Here is a 16,158-nt window from a genome sequence, read left to right on the forward strand (position 1 = left end):
CAGATGAAGGAAAAAGTCGGAGAGTAAAAAACTGGCGGAGTGTCAATCCACCGTGCTTCGCGACCGGATTGGCAACCCGGCAGGCGCGCCAAGCACGGCGGAATCCAAGATTACTTGGTCTTAGACTCTAAAGTCGCAACCGGGGTATCGTCATAAACGCCCGCGCCGACGGCATAGCTGCCGGCAGGCAGCACGTAGCTGACTTTCCGGTGGTTACCTTCCGCGCCGGGCTTGGTCCACTGATATTCCACCCAGCCCCCATTGGCGCCCTTGGCGGCGGCGGCGCACAGCGCCGGGCCGAGATTCTCGCCCGCCTTGCCCTTGAGGTCAGCCAATTTGGTGCCCTTGACCTTATCGTTGGGATGAGCGGTCATGACGCCGGTCTTGCAATCCATCACGAAGACATAGGAGTCTTTCCAGGCCCATTTGCCCTTGGGATCGTTATAGGCGGCCAGCGCGGCATCTCCACCCGCCTTGACGTCGGCGGCGGCGGCTTTGACCTTGGCGACCACTTCATCGGCTGTCGCGGCGTCAGCCGCCCACGCGCCGGCGGAAAGACCCAGGGTGCAGAACGCGGCCACGCCTAGCACTAATTTTTTATTCATCTCCAAAATCTCCTTGGTTTAGTTGCTCAGGTAGTGATTACACCACCACGGGGGGTGGCGTGTATTAACCTTAGATGCTGAAACAGTGGGACACAAGATAAAGCGCAACATTTTGTGGTTAATTGGCGCAACACGTACCGAACCTGAGCACACTGCCGCTTGGATCGGATGTATTCGCCAGCTTGGCCCTCATTCGGTGGCGGGCTGTAGCGACCATCGCACCGCCAGATTTCGACCTTCGGCCTTGGCCCGATAAACGGCGCTGTCGGCCTGTTCGATCATCTGCTTCAGCGAGTTTCCCAGGTCAGTGGTGAAGCCGATGCTGACAGTCAGCGGCACGGGTTGACCGCCGGCGGACAGTCCGATTTTCGCCACGGCGGCGCACAAGCGCTCAAAGACTCGCTCGGCATCGGCTTCGGCTTGCAGCACGGTCAGACAAACGAATTCCTCGCCGCCGTAGCGGCCGATGATGTCGGACGCGCGCAAGGTTTTGTTCAGCGTGGCGGCGATGGCCTTTAGCGCCTCATCGCCGACCAAATGACCGAAGCGATCGTTGATCCGCTTGAAATAGTCGGCGTCCACCATGCCGAGCCCGAGCAGAAAATGGCCGCGCTGGGCGTTGGCGTAGAGTTTTTCACCCAATTCCAGCAGCTGGCGCCGGTTGAGAAGTCCGGTCAGGAAATCGCAGGTGGCCGCCTCGCGCAATTGCCGCACGTAATCCATCATGTCGGTGTTCTGATTGACCCGGCACAGCAGCTCCTCCACCTGAAACGGCTTGGCGATGAAATCGTTGGCGCCGGTCTTGAGCAGCAGCGCCGACAGGCCCGGCTTGGACGCATCCGACATACCGATCACCGCCAGATCCTCGCGGCGGTACTGGCGGCGGATGTGCTCGATCAATTCCAATCCGCCCATCTCCGGCATGTTGACATCGGTGATGACCAAGCTGGTATCGGGATGCTCCGCCAGCAGCCCGAGCGCCTCGTGACCGTTGCCGGCGGTGAGAATCCGGTAACGGTAGCTTTCCAGCAAGCCCTGCAAATAACCTCGAAAGCCGCGGGAATCGTCAACCACGATCACCTTGACTTGGCGATTTCGCCACAAACGCCCGATCGTGCGGGCGACCTGTTCGATATCGCTGAGGTTGCGCTTGATGAAATAATCCAGGACTTGCTTGGTGAGCATGGTTTCCCGCAGCGCGGGGTCCACGAAGCCGGTGAGTACAATCGCGGGAATTCCGTGGCTTTGCACCAGATCGACGGCCCCGCCGTTGGGGGCATCAGGCAGGTTAAGGTCCAGCACGGCGCAGAAAAACCGCTCGGGACACCAAGCGAGTTGCGCTGCGGTCTCGGCCAGAGACCCGACGCCCACCACCGTCAGTCCGTACCAGTCGTTGAGATAGGACGCCAGCAGCCCTCGCAAGGCTCGACTGTCTTCCACCACGAGCACCGTACCGGTCTCTTTGCTGTCGCTTCCGTGATCGCTTGGCATGAAATCGCATCCCCGCCAATTATTCGCAGCGTGACCCTCCGAAAAATCAGGCCGCAGGTATGTCCGAAATAGTTTATAGGGTTAGCATCATTATTTGAATTTTCATCAGGAATTTGATGCATTGACTGGACGGCAGCCTTCGACCAAAACCTCAATTCCAATCGCCCCACAGGGTTTGTACCACCGCCAGGGCAGCGACACCGGCGGTTTCGGTCCGGAGGATGCGCGGCCCGAGCCGGATGCCGGTAAACCCCCCCGTGCGGGCCCGCGCGATTTCCGCCGGGCTGAGACCCCCTTCCGGACCGATCAACAGGGTGACCGCACGGTCCGGCGCTGGCAGTTCGCGTAAACCTTGACGCGCCGTCGGATCGAGCAGCACGCGCAAATCCCGTTGCGCGGGCCGGGCCAGCCAATCCGCCAGCGCCAGCGGCTCCCGCAACTCCGGCAAGCGGCTGCGGCCGCACTGTTCGCAGGCGCTGATAATGATGCCGCGCCAATGCTGGACTTTCCGCGCCAAACGTTCGCCGGCCAGCTCCACGCCGGCGCGTTCGGTAAAAAGCGGCTGAACGGCGGTCACGCCGAGTTCGACCGCCTTTTGCAAAGTGTAATCCATCTTCTCGCCGCGCGAGATCCCTTGGGCCAATACGATCCGCAACAGCGGCTCCACTTCACGGGGCAGCGCCTCCGTCACGCGCGCGCGGGCATTGCGTTTGCCGACTTCCACCAGGGTCGCCGCGAACGTTCCGCCCTGACCGTCGAACAGGATCAGCGCCGCATCGGGTTTCAAGCGCAGTACCCGCACGACATGGCCGAAAGCGGTATCGTCCAATGGCACGGTCTCACCGACCACCAGCGGTAGCGACAGATAGATTCGGGGAAGGCGGTTCAAGTCTCGCCGCGGCATGTGGAAGCCACTCCTGAAGCCGTATCAAACCACCAAGGGCTCCGGTTCCAGCATGACGCCGAATTCGGTCAAAACCGATTCTTGAATCGCCCGCGCCAGCCGCAGCACGTCTTGCGCTCGCGCGCCACCACGATTGACCAGCACCAGCGCCTGCTGGTCGTGGACGCCGACCGGACCGAACCGCTTACCCTTCCAACCACAGCGCTCGATCAGCCAACCCGCCGCCAGTTTGACCGTACCATCCGGCTGCGGGTAGTGCGGCAGGTCGGAGCAGCGGGCGACAAGACGGGCAAAGGCGGCGGCGTCCACCACCGGATTCTTGAAAAAACTGCCGGCGTTGCCCAGATGAGCGGGGTCCGGCAACTTGCGCGAGCGAATGGCGATGACCGCATCGGCGACCTGCCGGGCCGTCGGAGCGGTTATTTTGCAGGCCTCCAGTTCGCGCGCCACACCGGCATAGCCGGTGATCGGCCGCCAGCGTTTGGGCAAGCGAAAGGTCACGGCGATAATCAGAAACCGATCCGTCGCTTCCTGTTTGAAGGTACTGTCCCGATAGCCAAACCGGCAGGCGGCCCGCTCGAACACCACACCTTGACCCGTCGCCAGATCCACCGCTTCCAGGGATTGAAAGCGTTCGGCCATTTCCAGACCATAAGCGCCGATGTTTTGAATCGGCGCCGCGCCGACCGTGCCGGGGATCAGCGCCAGATTTTCCAGACCCGGCCAACCCTGCCCCAGCGTCCAAGTGACGAATTCATGCCAATTCTCGCCCGCGCCCGCCCGCACGATCCAAGCATCCGCGTCTTCAGCGACCAGCGCCCGCCCCGGAATCCGTACATGGAGCACCAGCCCATCGAAATCGCCGGTCAGGATCACGTTGCTGCCGCCCCCCAACACGAAGCGCTGTAAATAGCGCCATTCCGGGGTGGCCATCAGCGCGGCGAGCTGGTCCAGGGTTTCGATGGCCGCAAACCAAGCGGCGCGAGCCGGCAGACCGAAGCTGTTCAGTTGATGCAGCGGCACGTCGCGCTGGAGCAGCTCGGCAACCACTATCCGCCCCCTCAGCGCAAGGCATGTCCCAGATCGTCGATGAATTGATCGACCGCTTCGGCAGTGGTGTTCCAAGAGCACATCAAGCGGACGCCACCGACCCCGATGAAGGTGTAGAACTGCCAGCCTTTGGCCCGCAACGCCGCGATGGCCGCCGGCGGCAATTGCAGAAACACGGAATTCGCCTGGCGGGGAAACATCAAGCGCAGGCCGGCGATCGCGCGCAGCCGTTCGGCCAGATAGGCGGCCATCTGATTGGCTTGGCGGGCGTTGCGCAGCCAAGCGCCCGTTTCCAACAGCCCCAGCCAGGGCGCGGCGATGAAGCGCATCTTGGAAGCCAATTGTCCGGCCTGCTTGCACCGGTAGGCGAAATCGGTCGCCAGTTCCCGATCGAAGAACACAATGGCCTCACCGACCGCCATACCGTTCTTGGTTCCGCCCAGACACAACACGTCCACCCCGGCTTGCCACGTCGCTTGCGCCGGGGTCTTTTCCAGCGACACCAAGGCATTGGCGAACCGCGCGCCGTCCATGTGCACCTTCAACTGGTAGCGGTCGGCCAAATCGCGCAAGGCGTGCAGTTCGTCCAGCGTGTAGAGGGTTCCCAACTCGGTCGCCTGCGTGAGACTGATCACCTTGGGTTTGGGGTAGTGAATATCCGAGCGCCGGGTGATCAGCCGCCCGACATCGACCGGATCGAGCTTGCCGTCTTCGCCTTGCGCCAACAGCAGCTTGGAGCCGTTGGAGGCGAATTCCGGCCCGCCGCATTCGTCGGTTTCGATGTGGGCGGTTTCGTGGCAGATCACGCTGTGATAGGACTGGCACAGCGCCGACAGCGATAGCGAATTAGCCGCCGTACCGTTGAAGACGAAAAATACCTCACAGTCGGTTTCGAACAGCTCGCGAAACCGGTCCGCGGCGCGCTGCGTCCAGCCGTCGTTACCGTAAGCGGGCGCGTCGCCCTGGTTGGCCGCCAGCCAATAGTCCAGGGCTTCAGGACACATTCCCGAGTAGTTGTCGCTGGCAAACTGGCGCACTGGCGGATTCATGAGGGCTCTCAGAGTGGCGGGGCTGAAAAAATAGCGCAATGCTGGAAAGGGCCACAAGCGCGGACGGGCCGCGCCCATAAAAAAACCCGCCACGAGGGCGGGCTGTGAAACGCTCGTGCTCAGGCGACGGGCAGGCTAGCCCGCAATTTCTTCATGGCGTTATGCTCTAATTGCCGGATCCGTTCGGCGGACACCTTATATTCAGCGGCCAACTCATGCAAGGTCGGCTTGACGTCGTCCAGCCAGCGACGCTGCACGATGTCGCGGCTGCGCGGGTCCAAACGGTCCAGCGCTTCGCTCAACTGGAGGGTGGTCTGATCCTCCCAGTCATACCGCTCCAACATATCGGCCGGATCGGCGTGCTCGTCCCGTAAATAAGCCGACGGCGTATGCGGTTCATGTTCGGCGTCGGCGTCGGCTTCTGGAACCGGATCGAACGACACATCGTAACCGCTCAACCGCGATTCCATCTCCATGACCGACTCGGCGCTCACGCCCAATTCGCGGGCCACCGTCTCGACTTCCTCGCCGTTCAGCCAGCCCAGGCGCTTCTTGGCGCCGCGCAGTTTGAAGAACAGCTTGCGTTGCGACTTGGTGGTGGCGACCTTGACGATCCGCCAGTTGCGGAGGATGAACTCGTGAATCTCCGCCCGAATCCAATGCACCGCAAAGGACACCAGCCGCACCTCGTGCTCCGGATCAAACCGTTTGACCGCCTTCATCAGGCCGACGTTCCCTTCCTGCACCAAATCGCCCAACGGCAGGCCGTAACCGATGTAACCGCGCGCGACGTGCACCACGAAGCGCAAATGAGCCACGATCAGCCGCTGCGCCGCCGCCAAATCATCGTTCAACCGCAAACGCCGGGCGAGAGCCTGTTCTTCCTCGGCGCTCAACACCGGCACTTGGTTGACGGCCTGGATGTAACTTTCCAGACTGTCGACCGGAGCCGGCAAATGCTGCAAGTGGGGAACCAGCGCGGTGGCCATCGTCATCGTCTTTCATTCCTCCCTAACCCTCAAACATTACAGTATTCATTTTAGCACTCTCAGACTAAGAGTGCCAAACCAGCGAAAAGTTTCCTCACCTTTCACTCAACTATTATCAGCCGCCTCATCCAACAGAGCGGTCACGAATTCGCCGGCATCGAACTCGCGCAAATCCTCGATACCCTCGCCGACCCCGATAAAGCGGATCGGCAGGCCCAACCGGCGGGCGATGGCGAACACGATGCCGCCCTTGGCGGTGCCGTCGAGCTTGGTCAAAATCAAGCCGGTCACGCCGACCGCGTCGTGAAACTGCACGGCTTGATTGAGCGCGTTCTGGCCGGTGCTGGCGTCCACCACCAACAGCACCTCGTGCGGGGCTCCGGCATCGACCTTGCCGGTGACCCGCTTGATCTTCTTGAGCTCTTCCATCAGGTTCGACTGAGTGTGCAAGCGACCGGCGGTATCGGCGATCACCACATCCACCTGACGGGCCTTGGCCGCTTGAACCGCGTCGTAAATCACCGAGGCGGAATCGGCCCCGCCGTGCTGGGCGATCACCGCGATCCGGTTGCGCTCGCCCCAGACCTGCAACTGTTCGACAGCGGCGGCGCGGAAGGTGTCGCCGGCCGCCAGCAACACCGAAAGCCCGTCGCTTTGCAGCTTCTTCGCCAGCTTGCCGATGGTGGTGGTCTTGCCGACCCCGTTGACGCCGACCGTGAGGATGACGTAAGGCCGGGATTCGCTGGGCTGCCACGGCTGTTGACAAGGGATCAAAATAGCCAACAATTCATCGCGCAAGGCTTGAATCAGCGCCGGGATGTCGTTCAACTGCCGACGCGAGACCCGCTCGGTCAGCCGCTTTATCAGTTGCTCGGTCACCTCGACCCCGACATCCGCCAACAACAAGCGGCTTTCCAGTTCTTCCAGCGTCTCGTCGTCCAGTTTCCGGCCGGCGAACAGACCGGCCAAGCCGCCGACCAGGCCCTTCCGGGTACGGCGCAAGCGGTCGCGCAGCTTGGCGAAGGGTTTGCCGTCACCGGATTCGGCCGCTCCCTCCGGCGGGCGCTCCTTGCGAAACGGTAGATGAATCGGCCGATTCAATACGTCAAACAGGCTGGATTTCTTGCGCTCCGGCGCGGCGGGTCCGGGCGGCAACCGGCCGGAATTGCTTTTGGATTCAGGCATGATGCTTCAAAGTTACCGTTATGCTGATTTGGGAACGGAACTTATCGTACCATTTTAGTCTGTTTTACGCAGGCTCCCATTTAACGTTCGAGACCATGTTGAATACTCTCAATCCACTGCTGCTCCTTTGCCTTTTGAGCGTTCCCACGGCCTTTGCGGCCACGCCCGTTCACGAATTTACCCTCGGCAACGGCTTGAAAGTGCTGGTGCGCGAGGACCACCGCGCCCCGGTCGTGGTTTCGCAGGTCTGGTATAAGGTCGGCTCCAGCTACGAGCCGAGCGGCCTGACCGGCATTTCGCACCTGCTGGAACATTTGATGTTCAAAGGTACTCCGAACGTGCCGGGCGGGGAGTTCTCCCGGCTGATCGCCGCCAACGGCGGCGATGAAAACGCCTTCACCAGCCGCGACTACACGGCATACTTTCAAACGCTGGAAAAAGAGCGGCTGGAGCTCAGCTTCCGGCTGGAAGCCGATCGGATGCGCAATCTGCTGCTGAAACCGGAAGATGTCGGCAAGGAAGCTCAGGTCGTCGCCGAGGAGCGCCGGTTGCGCACTGACGATCAGCCCGATGCCCTGACTCAGGAACAATTCATGGCCGCCGCCTACGTCACCAGCCCCTACCGCCATCCGATCATCGGCTGGATGCAGGACATTCAAGCCATCAGCCCGGACGATCTGCGCCGCTGGTACCAGCAGTGGTACGCCCCCAATAACGCTACCCTGGTGGTCGTCGGCGATGTCGACCCCGCCAAGGTCCACGAATTGGCCGAAAAGCATTTCGGCCCGCTGAGTCCGAGCACTCTCACCCCACCCAGACCCGTGGTGGAAATCCTCCAGCAAGGCGAACGGCGGATCGCGGTCAAAACCCCAGCGGAAGTCCCCTACGTGACGCTGGGCTATAAGGTGCCGACCTTGAAGACCGCCGCCGCGGATTGGGAACCCTATGCGCTGGCGGTGTTAGATGGCATCCTCGACGGCGGGACCAGCGCTCGGCTCAGCCGCAATCTGATTCGCGGCGGCCAGATCGCCGCTTCCGCCGACACCAGCTACAGTCCGACGTCACGGTTGGAAGAATTGTTCGTGCTGGCGGGCAATCCCGCGCCGGGCCACACCAGCGCCGAACTGGAAAACGCTTTGCGCGCCGAAGTCAAGCGGCTGCGCGAGGAGCTGGTGAGCGCCGACGAACTGGCGCGCGTGGTGGCGCAGGTGGTCGCCGCCGATGTCTACCGGCAAGATTCCATGTTCTATCAAGGCATGCGCATGGGAGTCCTGGAAACGGTTGGCTTAGGCTGGAACAAGCTCGACGATTACGTGCGACGGGTTCAGGCGGTCACGCCGGAACAAGTGCGCGAGGTCGCCCGCAACTACCTCACCGACGACCGCTTGACCGTGGCGACCTTGGAGCCGCTGCCGCTGGATGACCGCCGTCCGAACCCGCCTCCCGCCGCGCTGGACCATGTGCTTCGCTAACTACCCCTCACCTTCGACCTTTCTCCCGCGGAGAAAGGCGGATTAAGGATTCGCCCGATGTTGTCCTCCGTAAAACACGCTCTGACCAGTCTTCTGGCCACCGCTCTGTTACTGACCGCCGGTCTCGCCGCCGCCGTACCCGCCATCCAAAACTGGCGCACGGCCAACGGCGTATCGGTCTACTTCATCCCCGCGCGCGAACTCCCCATGGTGGACGCGCAAATTCTGTTCAACGCCGGCTCGATCCGCGACGGCGCGCAGCCGGGCTTGGCGAAACTGACCAACGCCTTGCTGGAAGAAGGCGCCGGCGATTGGTCGGCCGATGTCATCGCCGACCGGCTGGACCAAGTCGGCGCCCAAGTGAGCTTCAGTTCGCGGCGTGATTCGGCGTCGGTGTCGCTGCGCAGCTTGATCGAACCACGTTATTTGCAACCCGCCGTCGAAACCGTGGCTCGACTGTTAAAGGAGCCGCGCTTCGCGCCGGACGCCGTGGAGCGGGTCCGCCAGCAACTGCTGATCGCACTGCGGGAACGCGCCCAATCGCCCGGCGCCATCGCACAAGATGCCTTCTTCAAAACCTTATACGGCGCTCACCCCTATGCTTCGCCGCCCGAAGGCCAGCCGGCCAGCCTCAACGCCATCACCCGCGCCGACATCGAAAACTTTCACCGCCGTTATTACACCGCCGCCAACGCTGTCGTCGCCATCGTCGGCGATCTGGACCGTTCCGCCGCCGAGCAACTGGCGAGCCGTTTGGTCGACGGGTTGGCAAAAGGCGAACCCGTACCGCCACCACCACCGGTCTCGGCTGTCACGGCCAGCCAAACCATCCGCATCCCTCACCCCTCCAGTCAAAGCCATATCCTGATCGGCCAGCTCGGAGTCAAGCGCGGCGATCCGGATTACTACGCGCTGTTTCTGGGCAACCATGTCCTGGGCGGCAATGGACTGGTGTCACAGCTCTCGCAGGAAATTCGCGAAAAGCGCGGCTTGGCTTACGGGGCCTATAGTGCTTTTTCTCCCATGCAACAGGCCGGACCTTTCTTGATGAACCTGCAAACCCGCAACGATCAAGCCGATACCGCGCTTCAGGTGGCGCAAAGCACCTTGCGGGACTTTACCGACCACGGACCCAGCACGCAGGCGCTGGAAGAAGCCCGACAAAACATCACCGGCGGCTTCGCGCTCGATCTCGCCGGCAACGGCAAGCTGGTCGGTGCGTTGGGAATGATCGCTTTCCATGGCCTGCCGCTGGACTACCTGCAAAATTACATCGGCACCATGAACGGCATTACCCTGGAACAGGCCAAGACCGCCTGGCAGCGACAGGTGCGGCCGGACAAACTGATTACCGTCATCGTCGGCGGCGGTCAGCCCGCGCCAACCTCACCCGACACCCCGGCCAAGCCGGCCGGATCATGAGCCGAGGCGGCGAGCGCGCCCAGCAGCTGCGCGTCATCGCCGGCCGATGGCGGAGCCGGCGCTTGTCGTTTCCCGAGCTGCCCGGACTGCGACCGACGCCCGACCGGGTGCGGGAAACGCTGTTCAACTGGCTGGCGCCGGTGCTGCCCGGCGCGCGTTGTCTGGATTTGTTCGCCGGCAGCGGCGCGCTCGGCATCGAAGCCCTGTCGCGCGGCGCGGCCGAGGCGGTATTCGTCGAGCGCCATCCGGCGGCGGTCGCGGCGTTGCGCGAGAATCTGGCGCGGCTGAATGCCAGCAACGCCCGCGTCGAACAGGCCGAAGCCCTCACTTGGTTGCAACAGCCTGGGGCGCCGTTCGAAATCGTGCTGCTCGATCCGCCCTTCGGCCACGACCTGCTGGAACCGGTTGGCGCGGCGCTCGAACGAGGCGACTGGCTGGCTCCGACGGCCTGGATTTATCTGGAAGCGGAAACGGCCTTACCGCAACTGGCTCTACCGGCGAACTGGCTACCGGTCCGGGAAAAGACCGCTGGCGCGGTGGCTTACCGGCTGGCGCGGCGGGAAACTCCGGCTGCCACCGTCGCTCCGTCACGTCCCGACCGAGCCGCATTTTGAACCGTTGCTGAACGGTTGCCTTGCGGCGCGGCATTCTCGATAATCCGCGAATCTCCGACACCCGCCAGGAACCTTCATGTCCGTCGCCGCCATTTATCCGGGCACCTTCGATCCGATCACTCGGGGCCACATCGATCTGATCGAGCGCGGCGTCCGCATGTTCGATCACCTGACCGTCAGCGTCGCCGCCAACCCCAACAAACAACCGCTGTTTTCCCTGGAGGAACGGGTCAAACTGGCGCGCGAGGTGTTGTCGCACTTGCCGACGGTCGAGGTTTGCGGCTTCGACATCCTGCTGGTCAATCACGCCAAACAGATCGGCGCGGATGTCATCCTGCGCGGGCTGCGGGCCGTTTCGGATTTCGAGTTTGAATTTCAGCTCGCCAACATGAACCGTCGGCTCTATCCCGAAATCGAATCGGTCTTTCTCACGCCGGCGGAGCAATATTCCTTCATTTCCTCCAGCCTGGTGCGCGAAGTCGCCAAACTGGGCGGGAACATCGCACCGTTCGTGCATCCCAAGGTTGAGGCGGCGCTGGCGGCGAAATTCGCGCCTCGGAATAATTGACTAAAATATTCGGAAATCCAGCCGAATCGAGAGCAATCAGGGCGAATTTAAGTCTATATTAACCACCTTCACCAACGGCGGTCGTGCGCAACCAAAGAGGAGCCCGTCATGGCACTGATGATCACCGACGAATGTATCAACTGCGACGTGTGCGAACCGGAGTGTCCGAACGAAGCAATCTCGCAGGGCGAGGAAATCTACGAAATCGACCCCAGCCATTGCACCCAGTGCGTGGGGCATTTCGATACCCCGCAATGCATCGAAGTTTGCCCGGTGGACTGCATTCTTCCCGACCCCAGCCATTCCGAAACCGAGGAACAGTTGCAAGCCAAGTATGAGAAATTAACCAGCACGGCCTGACGCGCTGGGCAGCGTTTTATCGTCGGCCAGCACCGATCAGCGGCCGCTTGAAACCTCAAGCGGCGACCCCGCTCGACCACCATGGAGCAATTCCTGAGATCCGGCATGAGGCGGATCCGCGTCCGATACACCGGATTCAAGCCTGGGAGCATCGCAAATGGGCCTTCAACAACGACCGAGAATTCGGGTATTACTGGCGGGCGCGACCGGCCTGGTGGGCGGACATTGCTTGACGAAGTTGTTGGCGGATGACGGCATCGACCACATCACCGTCCTCTCGCGCCGGCCGCTGGAACAAACCCATCCGAAGCTCAGCGTTCGAGTGACCGACTTCGAGCACCTACGCGAACAGGCGGACTCGATCGTGGCCGATGCCGCGCTTTGCTGTCTGGGTACCACCCATCGGGCCAGCCGCTCCCCGGAAGCGTTCGCCAAGGTGGATCATATCTATGTCGTCGAACTGGCCAAGCTGGCGGTGACGCGGGGCGTGGCTCGCTTCGTGCTGGTGTCGTCGGTCGGAGCCGACCCCGGTTCACCGGTGTTCTACAACCGGCTCAAAGGACGCGCCGAGACCGAGGTCAGCGAGATGGCTTTCGAAGCCGTACACCTTTTGCGCCCCGCGCTGCTGTTGGGGGAGCGTTCCGAACCCCGACCGCTTGAGGACTGGAGCAAGCTGATGGCGCCTTTCTGGTCGATGTTCGCTTGGGGGCCGTTTAGCTCTTATCGGCCAGTGCCCGCGGAAACCGTCGCGGCCAAAATGGTGGAACTCGCCAAAAGCAGCTCACAAGGCGTTCAAATTCATCATTTTAAAACGTGAGCGAGGCTTCGGGATGGTGCCGCTTCGGATCGTAGTCGCGACGGCGACGTTCGGGTTGGCGCTCGCGGCCTCTGGTGGGTTCGCCAAACAACTCTACAAATATCAGGATGCGTCCGGCGCTTGGATCTTCACCGACAAACCGCCCGGCGCCGATGTCAAGGCCGAGGTACGGCCGTTGCCGGCCAGCGAACTGCCGGCCAGGATCAGCCTGCGCAATCGCGGCACTCCCGAAGCGCCGGTACTGGCGGTGGTCAACGACTACTACGGGCCGGTCGAGGTGGAAATCAGCGCCGAACGGTTGGAGAACATGCGCGCCGAACCGCCGCTGCCGGTCAGGGTGGTGGCTCCGGCCCGCGCGGAGACGACGGCCGTCACGCTCAAACCGACCGGACCCCGCTGGCGCTATTCCTATCAAGTCCGGGCCGTACTGGGCGATCCGGCCGCCACGCACCAGCCCGAACAGCCCTACGCAGCCCCGTTCGCTTCAGGGCAGCGCTTTGCCATCGGCCAGGCTTTCGATGGCGCGTTCAGCCACCGGCACACGCAAAGCCGCTATGCGGTCGATCTCTCCCTGCCGCTCGGCACCCCGGTTCGCGCCGCTCGGGCCGGCACCGTCATGGAGGCCTCCAGCGATTTCTTCGACGGCGGGACCGACCCCAAATACCAGACCCGCGCCAATGCCCTGCGCATCTTGCACGCCGACGGCACGATGGCCCTCTACGCCCACTTGCATCCCGATTCGGTGCGCGTGGCGTTGGGACAGCGGGTGGAGCGCGGCGCTTGGCTGGCGGATTCCGGCAATACCGGCTACTCCACCGGCCCGCACCTGCACTTTGTCATCCAGCGCAATACCGGCATGGAATTGATCTCCATCCCTTTCGAGTTCGCCGGCGCTGACGGGCGAGGCATCACGCCGGTCGCGGGCACCCTGCTGGCAGCGCCCTGAGGGCATTCCGACCCGCGCGGCGCGGGGGAGGCCACCCGCGCTCCAGCGCGCGCCGCTAGCCCAAATCCTCCACCACCGCGCGGTTGCGCGTCAGGAAAGCCTTGCGCAATACCTCGCGTAGCGCTGGCAGCGCCAACGGCTTGGGCAAGAATTTGTAGATCGCGCCTTCATTGATTAAATCGATCATTTCCCCGGCCGCACAGTCGCTTCCCATCGCCATCCGCAGCGTTTGCGGGTGCAATTCGCGAAAGGCCCGGAAAATCTGCTCGCCGCCGGGTCCGACTAGCCGAAGGTCCGCCAGCACGACTCCAACGTCGTGACTGGCCAGCAGATCCAGCGCGGTCTGAGCGTCGGTGGCGGCCAGCAACTGATAACCTTCCGGACGCAGTGCGTCCGCGATGGTCGCCATGTGAGCGGGGTCGGAGTCGGCGATCAGCAGAATGCGGATGTCCCCGGCCAGCGCCGACTCATCAGCCACGGTGTCGCGGTGGCGCTGGAACATCTGGGTGGCTTCATCGACCGGCAGCGGTCGGCTCAAGAAGTAACCCTGGACCTCATCGCAATTCTTGGACTTTAAAAAACGCAGTTGCGCTTCGTTCTCCACGCCCTCGGCGATCACCTTCAATCCCATGCTTTCGGCCATGGCGATGACGGCGGTGGCGATGGCGGCGTCATCCGGTTGCAAGTTGACTTCACGCACGAACGCCTTGTCGATCTTGAGCCGGTCCAAAGGCAATTGCTTGAGCCGGCTCAAGCTGGAATAGCCGGTGCCGAAATCGTCGATGGCCAGTTGCACGCCGAGATCCTTGAGGGCCTGAAGCGTACAGGTGGCGCCCTCGGGGTCCTTCATCAGCAGGCTTTCGGTAATCTCCAGCTCCAGGGATTCCGGCATCAGACCGGTTTCTTCCAGAATCCGCGCGACCAGCGCCGGAAAGCTGGGCTGGACGAATTGCAGGACCGAGATGTTCACCGCCATCCGCTGCAAGCCGGTACCTTGCTCCTGCCAGCGCTTGGCTTGCAGGCAGGCGGTGCGCAGCACCCATTCGCCGATGGAGATGATGAGACCGGTTTCCTCGGCGAGCGGAATGAAATCGACCGGCGACACCGATCCCAGCACCGGGCTGTGCCAGCGCAACAAGGCTTCGACGCCGCTGATGCGGCCGCTGGGCAAGTCCAGCTGGGGTTGATAGTGCAGGGAAAGGTCGTTCTGCTCGATGGCCTTGCGCAGTTGGTTCTCCATCGTCAGGCGTTTGAGCGCGGCATCGTTCAAGGTGGCGTCGAAGAAGCGGTAGAGGTTCCGACCTTGGCGTTTGGCCAGATACATCGCCATGTCAGCGTTTTTCAACAAGGTTTCGGAATCGTCGCCGTCCTCTGGGAAAATGGCGATACCGATGCTGGGGGTGATGAACACCTCGTGCCCGCCGAGGACCAGCGGCTGCGACAGCGCCGCCTGGATGCGCTCCGCCACGTTCGCGACATCTTCGCTGCGGCGCACCTCGGGCAGCAGGACCGTGAATTCATCGCCGCCGAGCCGCGCGATGGTTTCGTCTTGCGCCTCGACGCCTTCGCGGCGCGAGACCGTATCGCTCTGGCGCAGGCTCGCCTTCAAACGCTCCGCCGTCGCCTGGAGCAATAAATCGCCCACGCTGTGGCCGAGCGTGTCGTTGATGCGCTTGAAATTATCCAGATCCAAAAACAGCAAGGCCGCGCGCCGCCCATAGCGTTTGGCCAGGCTGAGCGCGGCGCTGAGCCGGTCCTTCAGCAGTTCGCGGTTGGGCAACCGGGTCAGGCTGTCGATGAACGCCAGCTGGCGAATGCGCTCCTCGGCCCGTTGCAGTTCGGTGATATCCTGAAGCGCGCCATGCAGCTGGACGATCCGACCCGATTCGTCACAGACCGCCTCGACCTGCTGGCGGACATAACGGAGGTCGCCATCCGCCGCATGTAGAATCCAATGGTTGATACCGGCCGATTCGCCCTGGTCTTGGATGTCGGCAAACCAGGCCCGCACCCGCGGCCGCTCTTTTTCGGGAATACGGTCGAAAATGACCTGGAGCGCTACTTCCGAGCGGGCGGGGTCCAATCCCAAGATCCGGCAGACCTCTTGCGATAGATGCAGGACCTCTTGCTCGGGACGCCAATCCCAATGGCCCAGTCGGGCGATGTGCTGGGCGGCGGCCAAGCGCCGTTCGCTCTCCCGCAAGTCGTTCATCGCCGCGCTGGCTCGAAGCAGATAGCGGACCCGATGGCCGAGCAGCGTGTAGTTGATCGGTTTGGTAATAAAATCGGTCGCGCCGGCATCGAAAGCCCGATCGATCGACTCGTGATCGTCCAGGCCGGTCATCATCAGAATCGGGACTTGCGCGCCGCCGGGGCGGCGGCGCAGTTCGGCGCTGGCGGCGAAACCGTCCATCTCAGGCATCATCACATCCATCAGCACCACCTCGGGATGATACTGTTCGAACAGCTCGATCCCGAGACGACCGTTTTCGGCCTGTTCCACCCGAAACCCCGCTTGTTCCAAGGCCACGCTCACCAACAGGCGAATCGATAAATCATCGTCGACAATCAGCACCAGGGGTTGGTCAGGCGCGCTCTTAGCTGACATGGGCTCAATACCTTGCAATGCGTTGATCTATGCTGCGGCGATCCATCGACCTGGTTTCGCACCTACTCGAAATTTTAT

At 62.4% G+C, this 16,158-nt stretch carries 15 protein-coding genes; 7 read left to right on the forward strand and 8 right to left on the reverse strand.

What is annotated here, in order from left to right:
* Positions 1 to 110: 110 nt before the first annotated feature.
* From IPK09_08895 to ftsY, 7 genes are all read right to left on the reverse strand, one after another.
* A complete protein-coding gene (locus IPK09_08895) occupies positions 111 to 605 on the reverse strand; it encodes a cache domain-containing protein (GenBank protein MBK7983733.1) in 495 nt (164 codons plus the stop codon).
* 189 nt (positions 606 to 794) lie between these two features.
* The gene (locus IPK09_08900) at positions 795 to 2,096 is read right to left on the reverse strand and encodes a diguanylate cyclase (GenBank protein MBK7983734.1); all 1,302 of its coding nucleotides are present in this window, start codon (positions 2,094 to 2,096) and stop codon (positions 795 to 797) included.
* 151 nt (positions 2,097 to 2,247) lie between these two features.
* Positions 2,248 to 3,000 (reverse strand): 16S rRNA (uracil(1498)-N(3))-methyltransferase, encoded by a 753-nt coding sequence (locus tag IPK09_08905; protein ID MBK7983735.1) that lies wholly within the window; start codon positions 2,998 to 3,000, stop codon positions 2,248 to 2,250.
* A gap of 24 nt (positions 3,001 to 3,024) precedes the next feature.
* On the reverse strand, positions 3,025 to 4,050 hold the full coding sequence (murB, locus tag IPK09_08910; GenBank protein ID MBK7983736.1) for a UDP-N-acetylmuramate dehydrogenase: 1,026 nt from the start codon (positions 4,048 to 4,050) through the stop codon (positions 3,025 to 3,027).
* 11 nt (positions 4,051 to 4,061) lie between these two features.
* Complete coding sequence (locus tag IPK09_08915; protein MBK7983737.1) at positions 4,062 to 5,099, reverse strand: low specificity L-threonine aldolase; 1,038 nt, start codon at positions 5,097 to 5,099, stop codon at positions 4,062 to 4,064.
* Between the two features lie 119 nt (positions 5,100 to 5,218).
* Positions 5,219 to 6,088: an RNA polymerase sigma factor RpoH gene (gene rpoH, locus IPK09_08920; GenBank protein MBK7983738.1), complete on the reverse strand. Its 870-nt coding sequence runs from the start codon at positions 6,086 to 6,088 to the stop codon at positions 5,219 to 5,221.
* A 105-nt stretch (positions 6,089 to 6,193) separates the two neighbouring features.
* Complete coding sequence (gene ftsY, locus IPK09_08925; GenBank protein ID MBK7983739.1) at positions 6,194 to 7,273, reverse strand: signal recognition particle-docking protein FtsY; 1,080 nt, start codon at positions 7,271 to 7,273, stop codon at positions 6,194 to 6,196.
* A gap of 95 nt (positions 7,274 to 7,368) precedes the next feature.
* Here ftsY and IPK09_08930 point away from each other — a divergent pair, with 95 nt between their 5' ends.
* From IPK09_08930 to IPK09_08960, 7 genes are all read left to right on the forward strand, one after another.
* Entirely contained in the window at positions 7,369 to 8,745 is a 1,377-nt protein-coding gene (locus IPK09_08930; protein MBK7983740.1) for an insulinase family protein, read from the forward strand.
* A gap of 57 nt (positions 8,746 to 8,802) precedes the next feature.
* Positions 8,803 to 10,167 (forward strand): insulinase family protein, encoded by a 1,365-nt coding sequence (locus IPK09_08935; protein ID MBK7983741.1) that lies wholly within the window; start codon positions 8,803 to 8,805, stop codon positions 10,165 to 10,167.
* Complete coding sequence (rsmD, locus tag IPK09_08940) at positions 10,164 to 10,781, forward strand: 16S rRNA (guanine(966)-N(2))-methyltransferase RsmD (protein MBK7983742.1); 618 nt, start codon at positions 10,164 to 10,166, stop codon at positions 10,779 to 10,781. Before IPK09_08935 ends, rsmD begins: the two co-directional genes overlap by 4 nt.
* A 76-nt stretch (positions 10,782 to 10,857) precedes the next feature.
* Entirely contained in the window at positions 10,858 to 11,349 is a 492-nt protein-coding gene (gene coaD, locus IPK09_08945) for a pantetheine-phosphate adenylyltransferase (GenBank protein ID MBK7983743.1), read from the forward strand.
* Between the two features lie 108 nt (positions 11,350 to 11,457).
* On the forward strand, positions 11,458 to 11,709 hold the full coding sequence (locus tag IPK09_08950) for a YfhL family 4Fe-4S dicluster ferredoxin (GenBank protein MBK7983744.1): 252 nt from the start codon (positions 11,458 to 11,460) through the stop codon (positions 11,707 to 11,709).
* A 157-nt stretch (positions 11,710 to 11,866) separates the two neighbouring features.
* Positions 11,867 to 12,526 (forward strand): NAD(P)H-binding protein, encoded by a 660-nt coding sequence (locus IPK09_08955; protein ID MBK7983745.1) that lies wholly within the window; start codon positions 11,867 to 11,869, stop codon positions 12,524 to 12,526.
* Between the two features lie 13 nt (positions 12,527 to 12,539).
* Positions 12,540 to 13,472: a M23 family metallopeptidase gene (locus IPK09_08960; protein MBK7983746.1), complete on the forward strand. Its 933-nt coding sequence runs from the start codon at positions 12,540 to 12,542 to the stop codon at positions 13,470 to 13,472.
* Positions 13,473 to 13,527: 55 nt separating this feature from the next.
* Here the strand turns inward: IPK09_08960 and IPK09_08965 are convergent, their stop codons facing one another.
* Positions 13,528 to 16,080, reverse strand: coding sequence for an EAL domain-containing protein (locus IPK09_08965; protein ID MBK7983747.1), 2,553 nt, complete (start codon positions 16,078 to 16,080; stop codon positions 13,528 to 13,530).
* Positions 16,081 to 16,158 lie beyond the last annotated feature (78 nt).

Source organism: Candidatus Competibacteraceae bacterium (genome assembly GCA_016713505.1).
In the GTDB taxonomy this organism is placed as follows: Bacteria; Pseudomonadota; Gammaproteobacteria; order Competibacterales; family Competibacteraceae; genus Competibacter_A.

Excerpts from the sequence above, each read along its gene's own strand:
- IPK09_08895 (MBK7983733.1), bottom strand. The coding sequence starts at position 605 with ATGAATAAAAAATTAGTGCTAGGCGTGGCCGCGTTCTGCACCCTGGGT.
- IPK09_08900 (MBK7983734.1), bottom strand. The coding sequence starts at position 2,096 with ATGCCAAGCGATCACGGAAGCGACAGCAAAGAGACCGGTACGGTGCTC.
- IPK09_08905 (MBK7983735.1), bottom strand. The coding sequence starts at position 3,000 with ATGCCGCGGCGAGACTTGAACCGCCTTCCCCGAATCTATCTGTCGCTA.
- IPK09_08915 (MBK7983737.1), bottom strand. The coding sequence starts at position 5,099 with ATGAATCCGCCAGTGCGCCAGTTTGCCAGCGACAACTACTCGGGAATG.
- rpoH (MBK7983738.1), bottom strand. The coding sequence starts at position 6,088 with ATGGCCACCGCGCTGGTTCCCCACTTGCAGCATTTGCCGGCTCCGGTC.
- ftsY (MBK7983739.1), bottom strand. The coding sequence starts at position 7,273 with ATGCCTGAATCCAAAAGCAATTCCGGCCGGTTGCCGCCCGGACCCGCC.
- IPK09_08930 (MBK7983740.1), top strand. The coding sequence starts at position 7,369 with ATGTTGAATACTCTCAATCCACTGCTGCTCCTTTGCCTTTTGAGCGTT.
- IPK09_08935 (MBK7983741.1), top strand. The coding sequence starts at position 8,803 with ATGTTGTCCTCCGTAAAACACGCTCTGACCAGTCTTCTGGCCACCGCT.
- rsmD (MBK7983742.1), top strand. The coding sequence starts at position 10,164 with ATGAGCCGAGGCGGCGAGCGCGCCCAGCAGCTGCGCGTCATCGCCGGC.
- coaD (MBK7983743.1), top strand. The coding sequence starts at position 10,858 with ATGTCCGTCGCCGCCATTTATCCGGGCACCTTCGATCCGATCACTCGG.
- IPK09_08950 (MBK7983744.1), top strand. The coding sequence starts at position 11,458 with ATGGCACTGATGATCACCGACGAATGTATCAACTGCGACGTGTGCGAA.
- IPK09_08955 (MBK7983745.1), top strand. The coding sequence starts at position 11,867 with ATGGGCCTTCAACAACGACCGAGAATTCGGGTATTACTGGCGGGCGCG.
- IPK09_08960 (MBK7983746.1), top strand. The coding sequence starts at position 12,540 with ATGGTGCCGCTTCGGATCGTAGTCGCGACGGCGACGTTCGGGTTGGCG.
- IPK09_08965 (MBK7983747.1), bottom strand. The coding sequence starts at position 16,080 with ATGTCAGCTAAGAGCGCGCCTGACCAACCCCTGGTGCTGATTGTCGAC.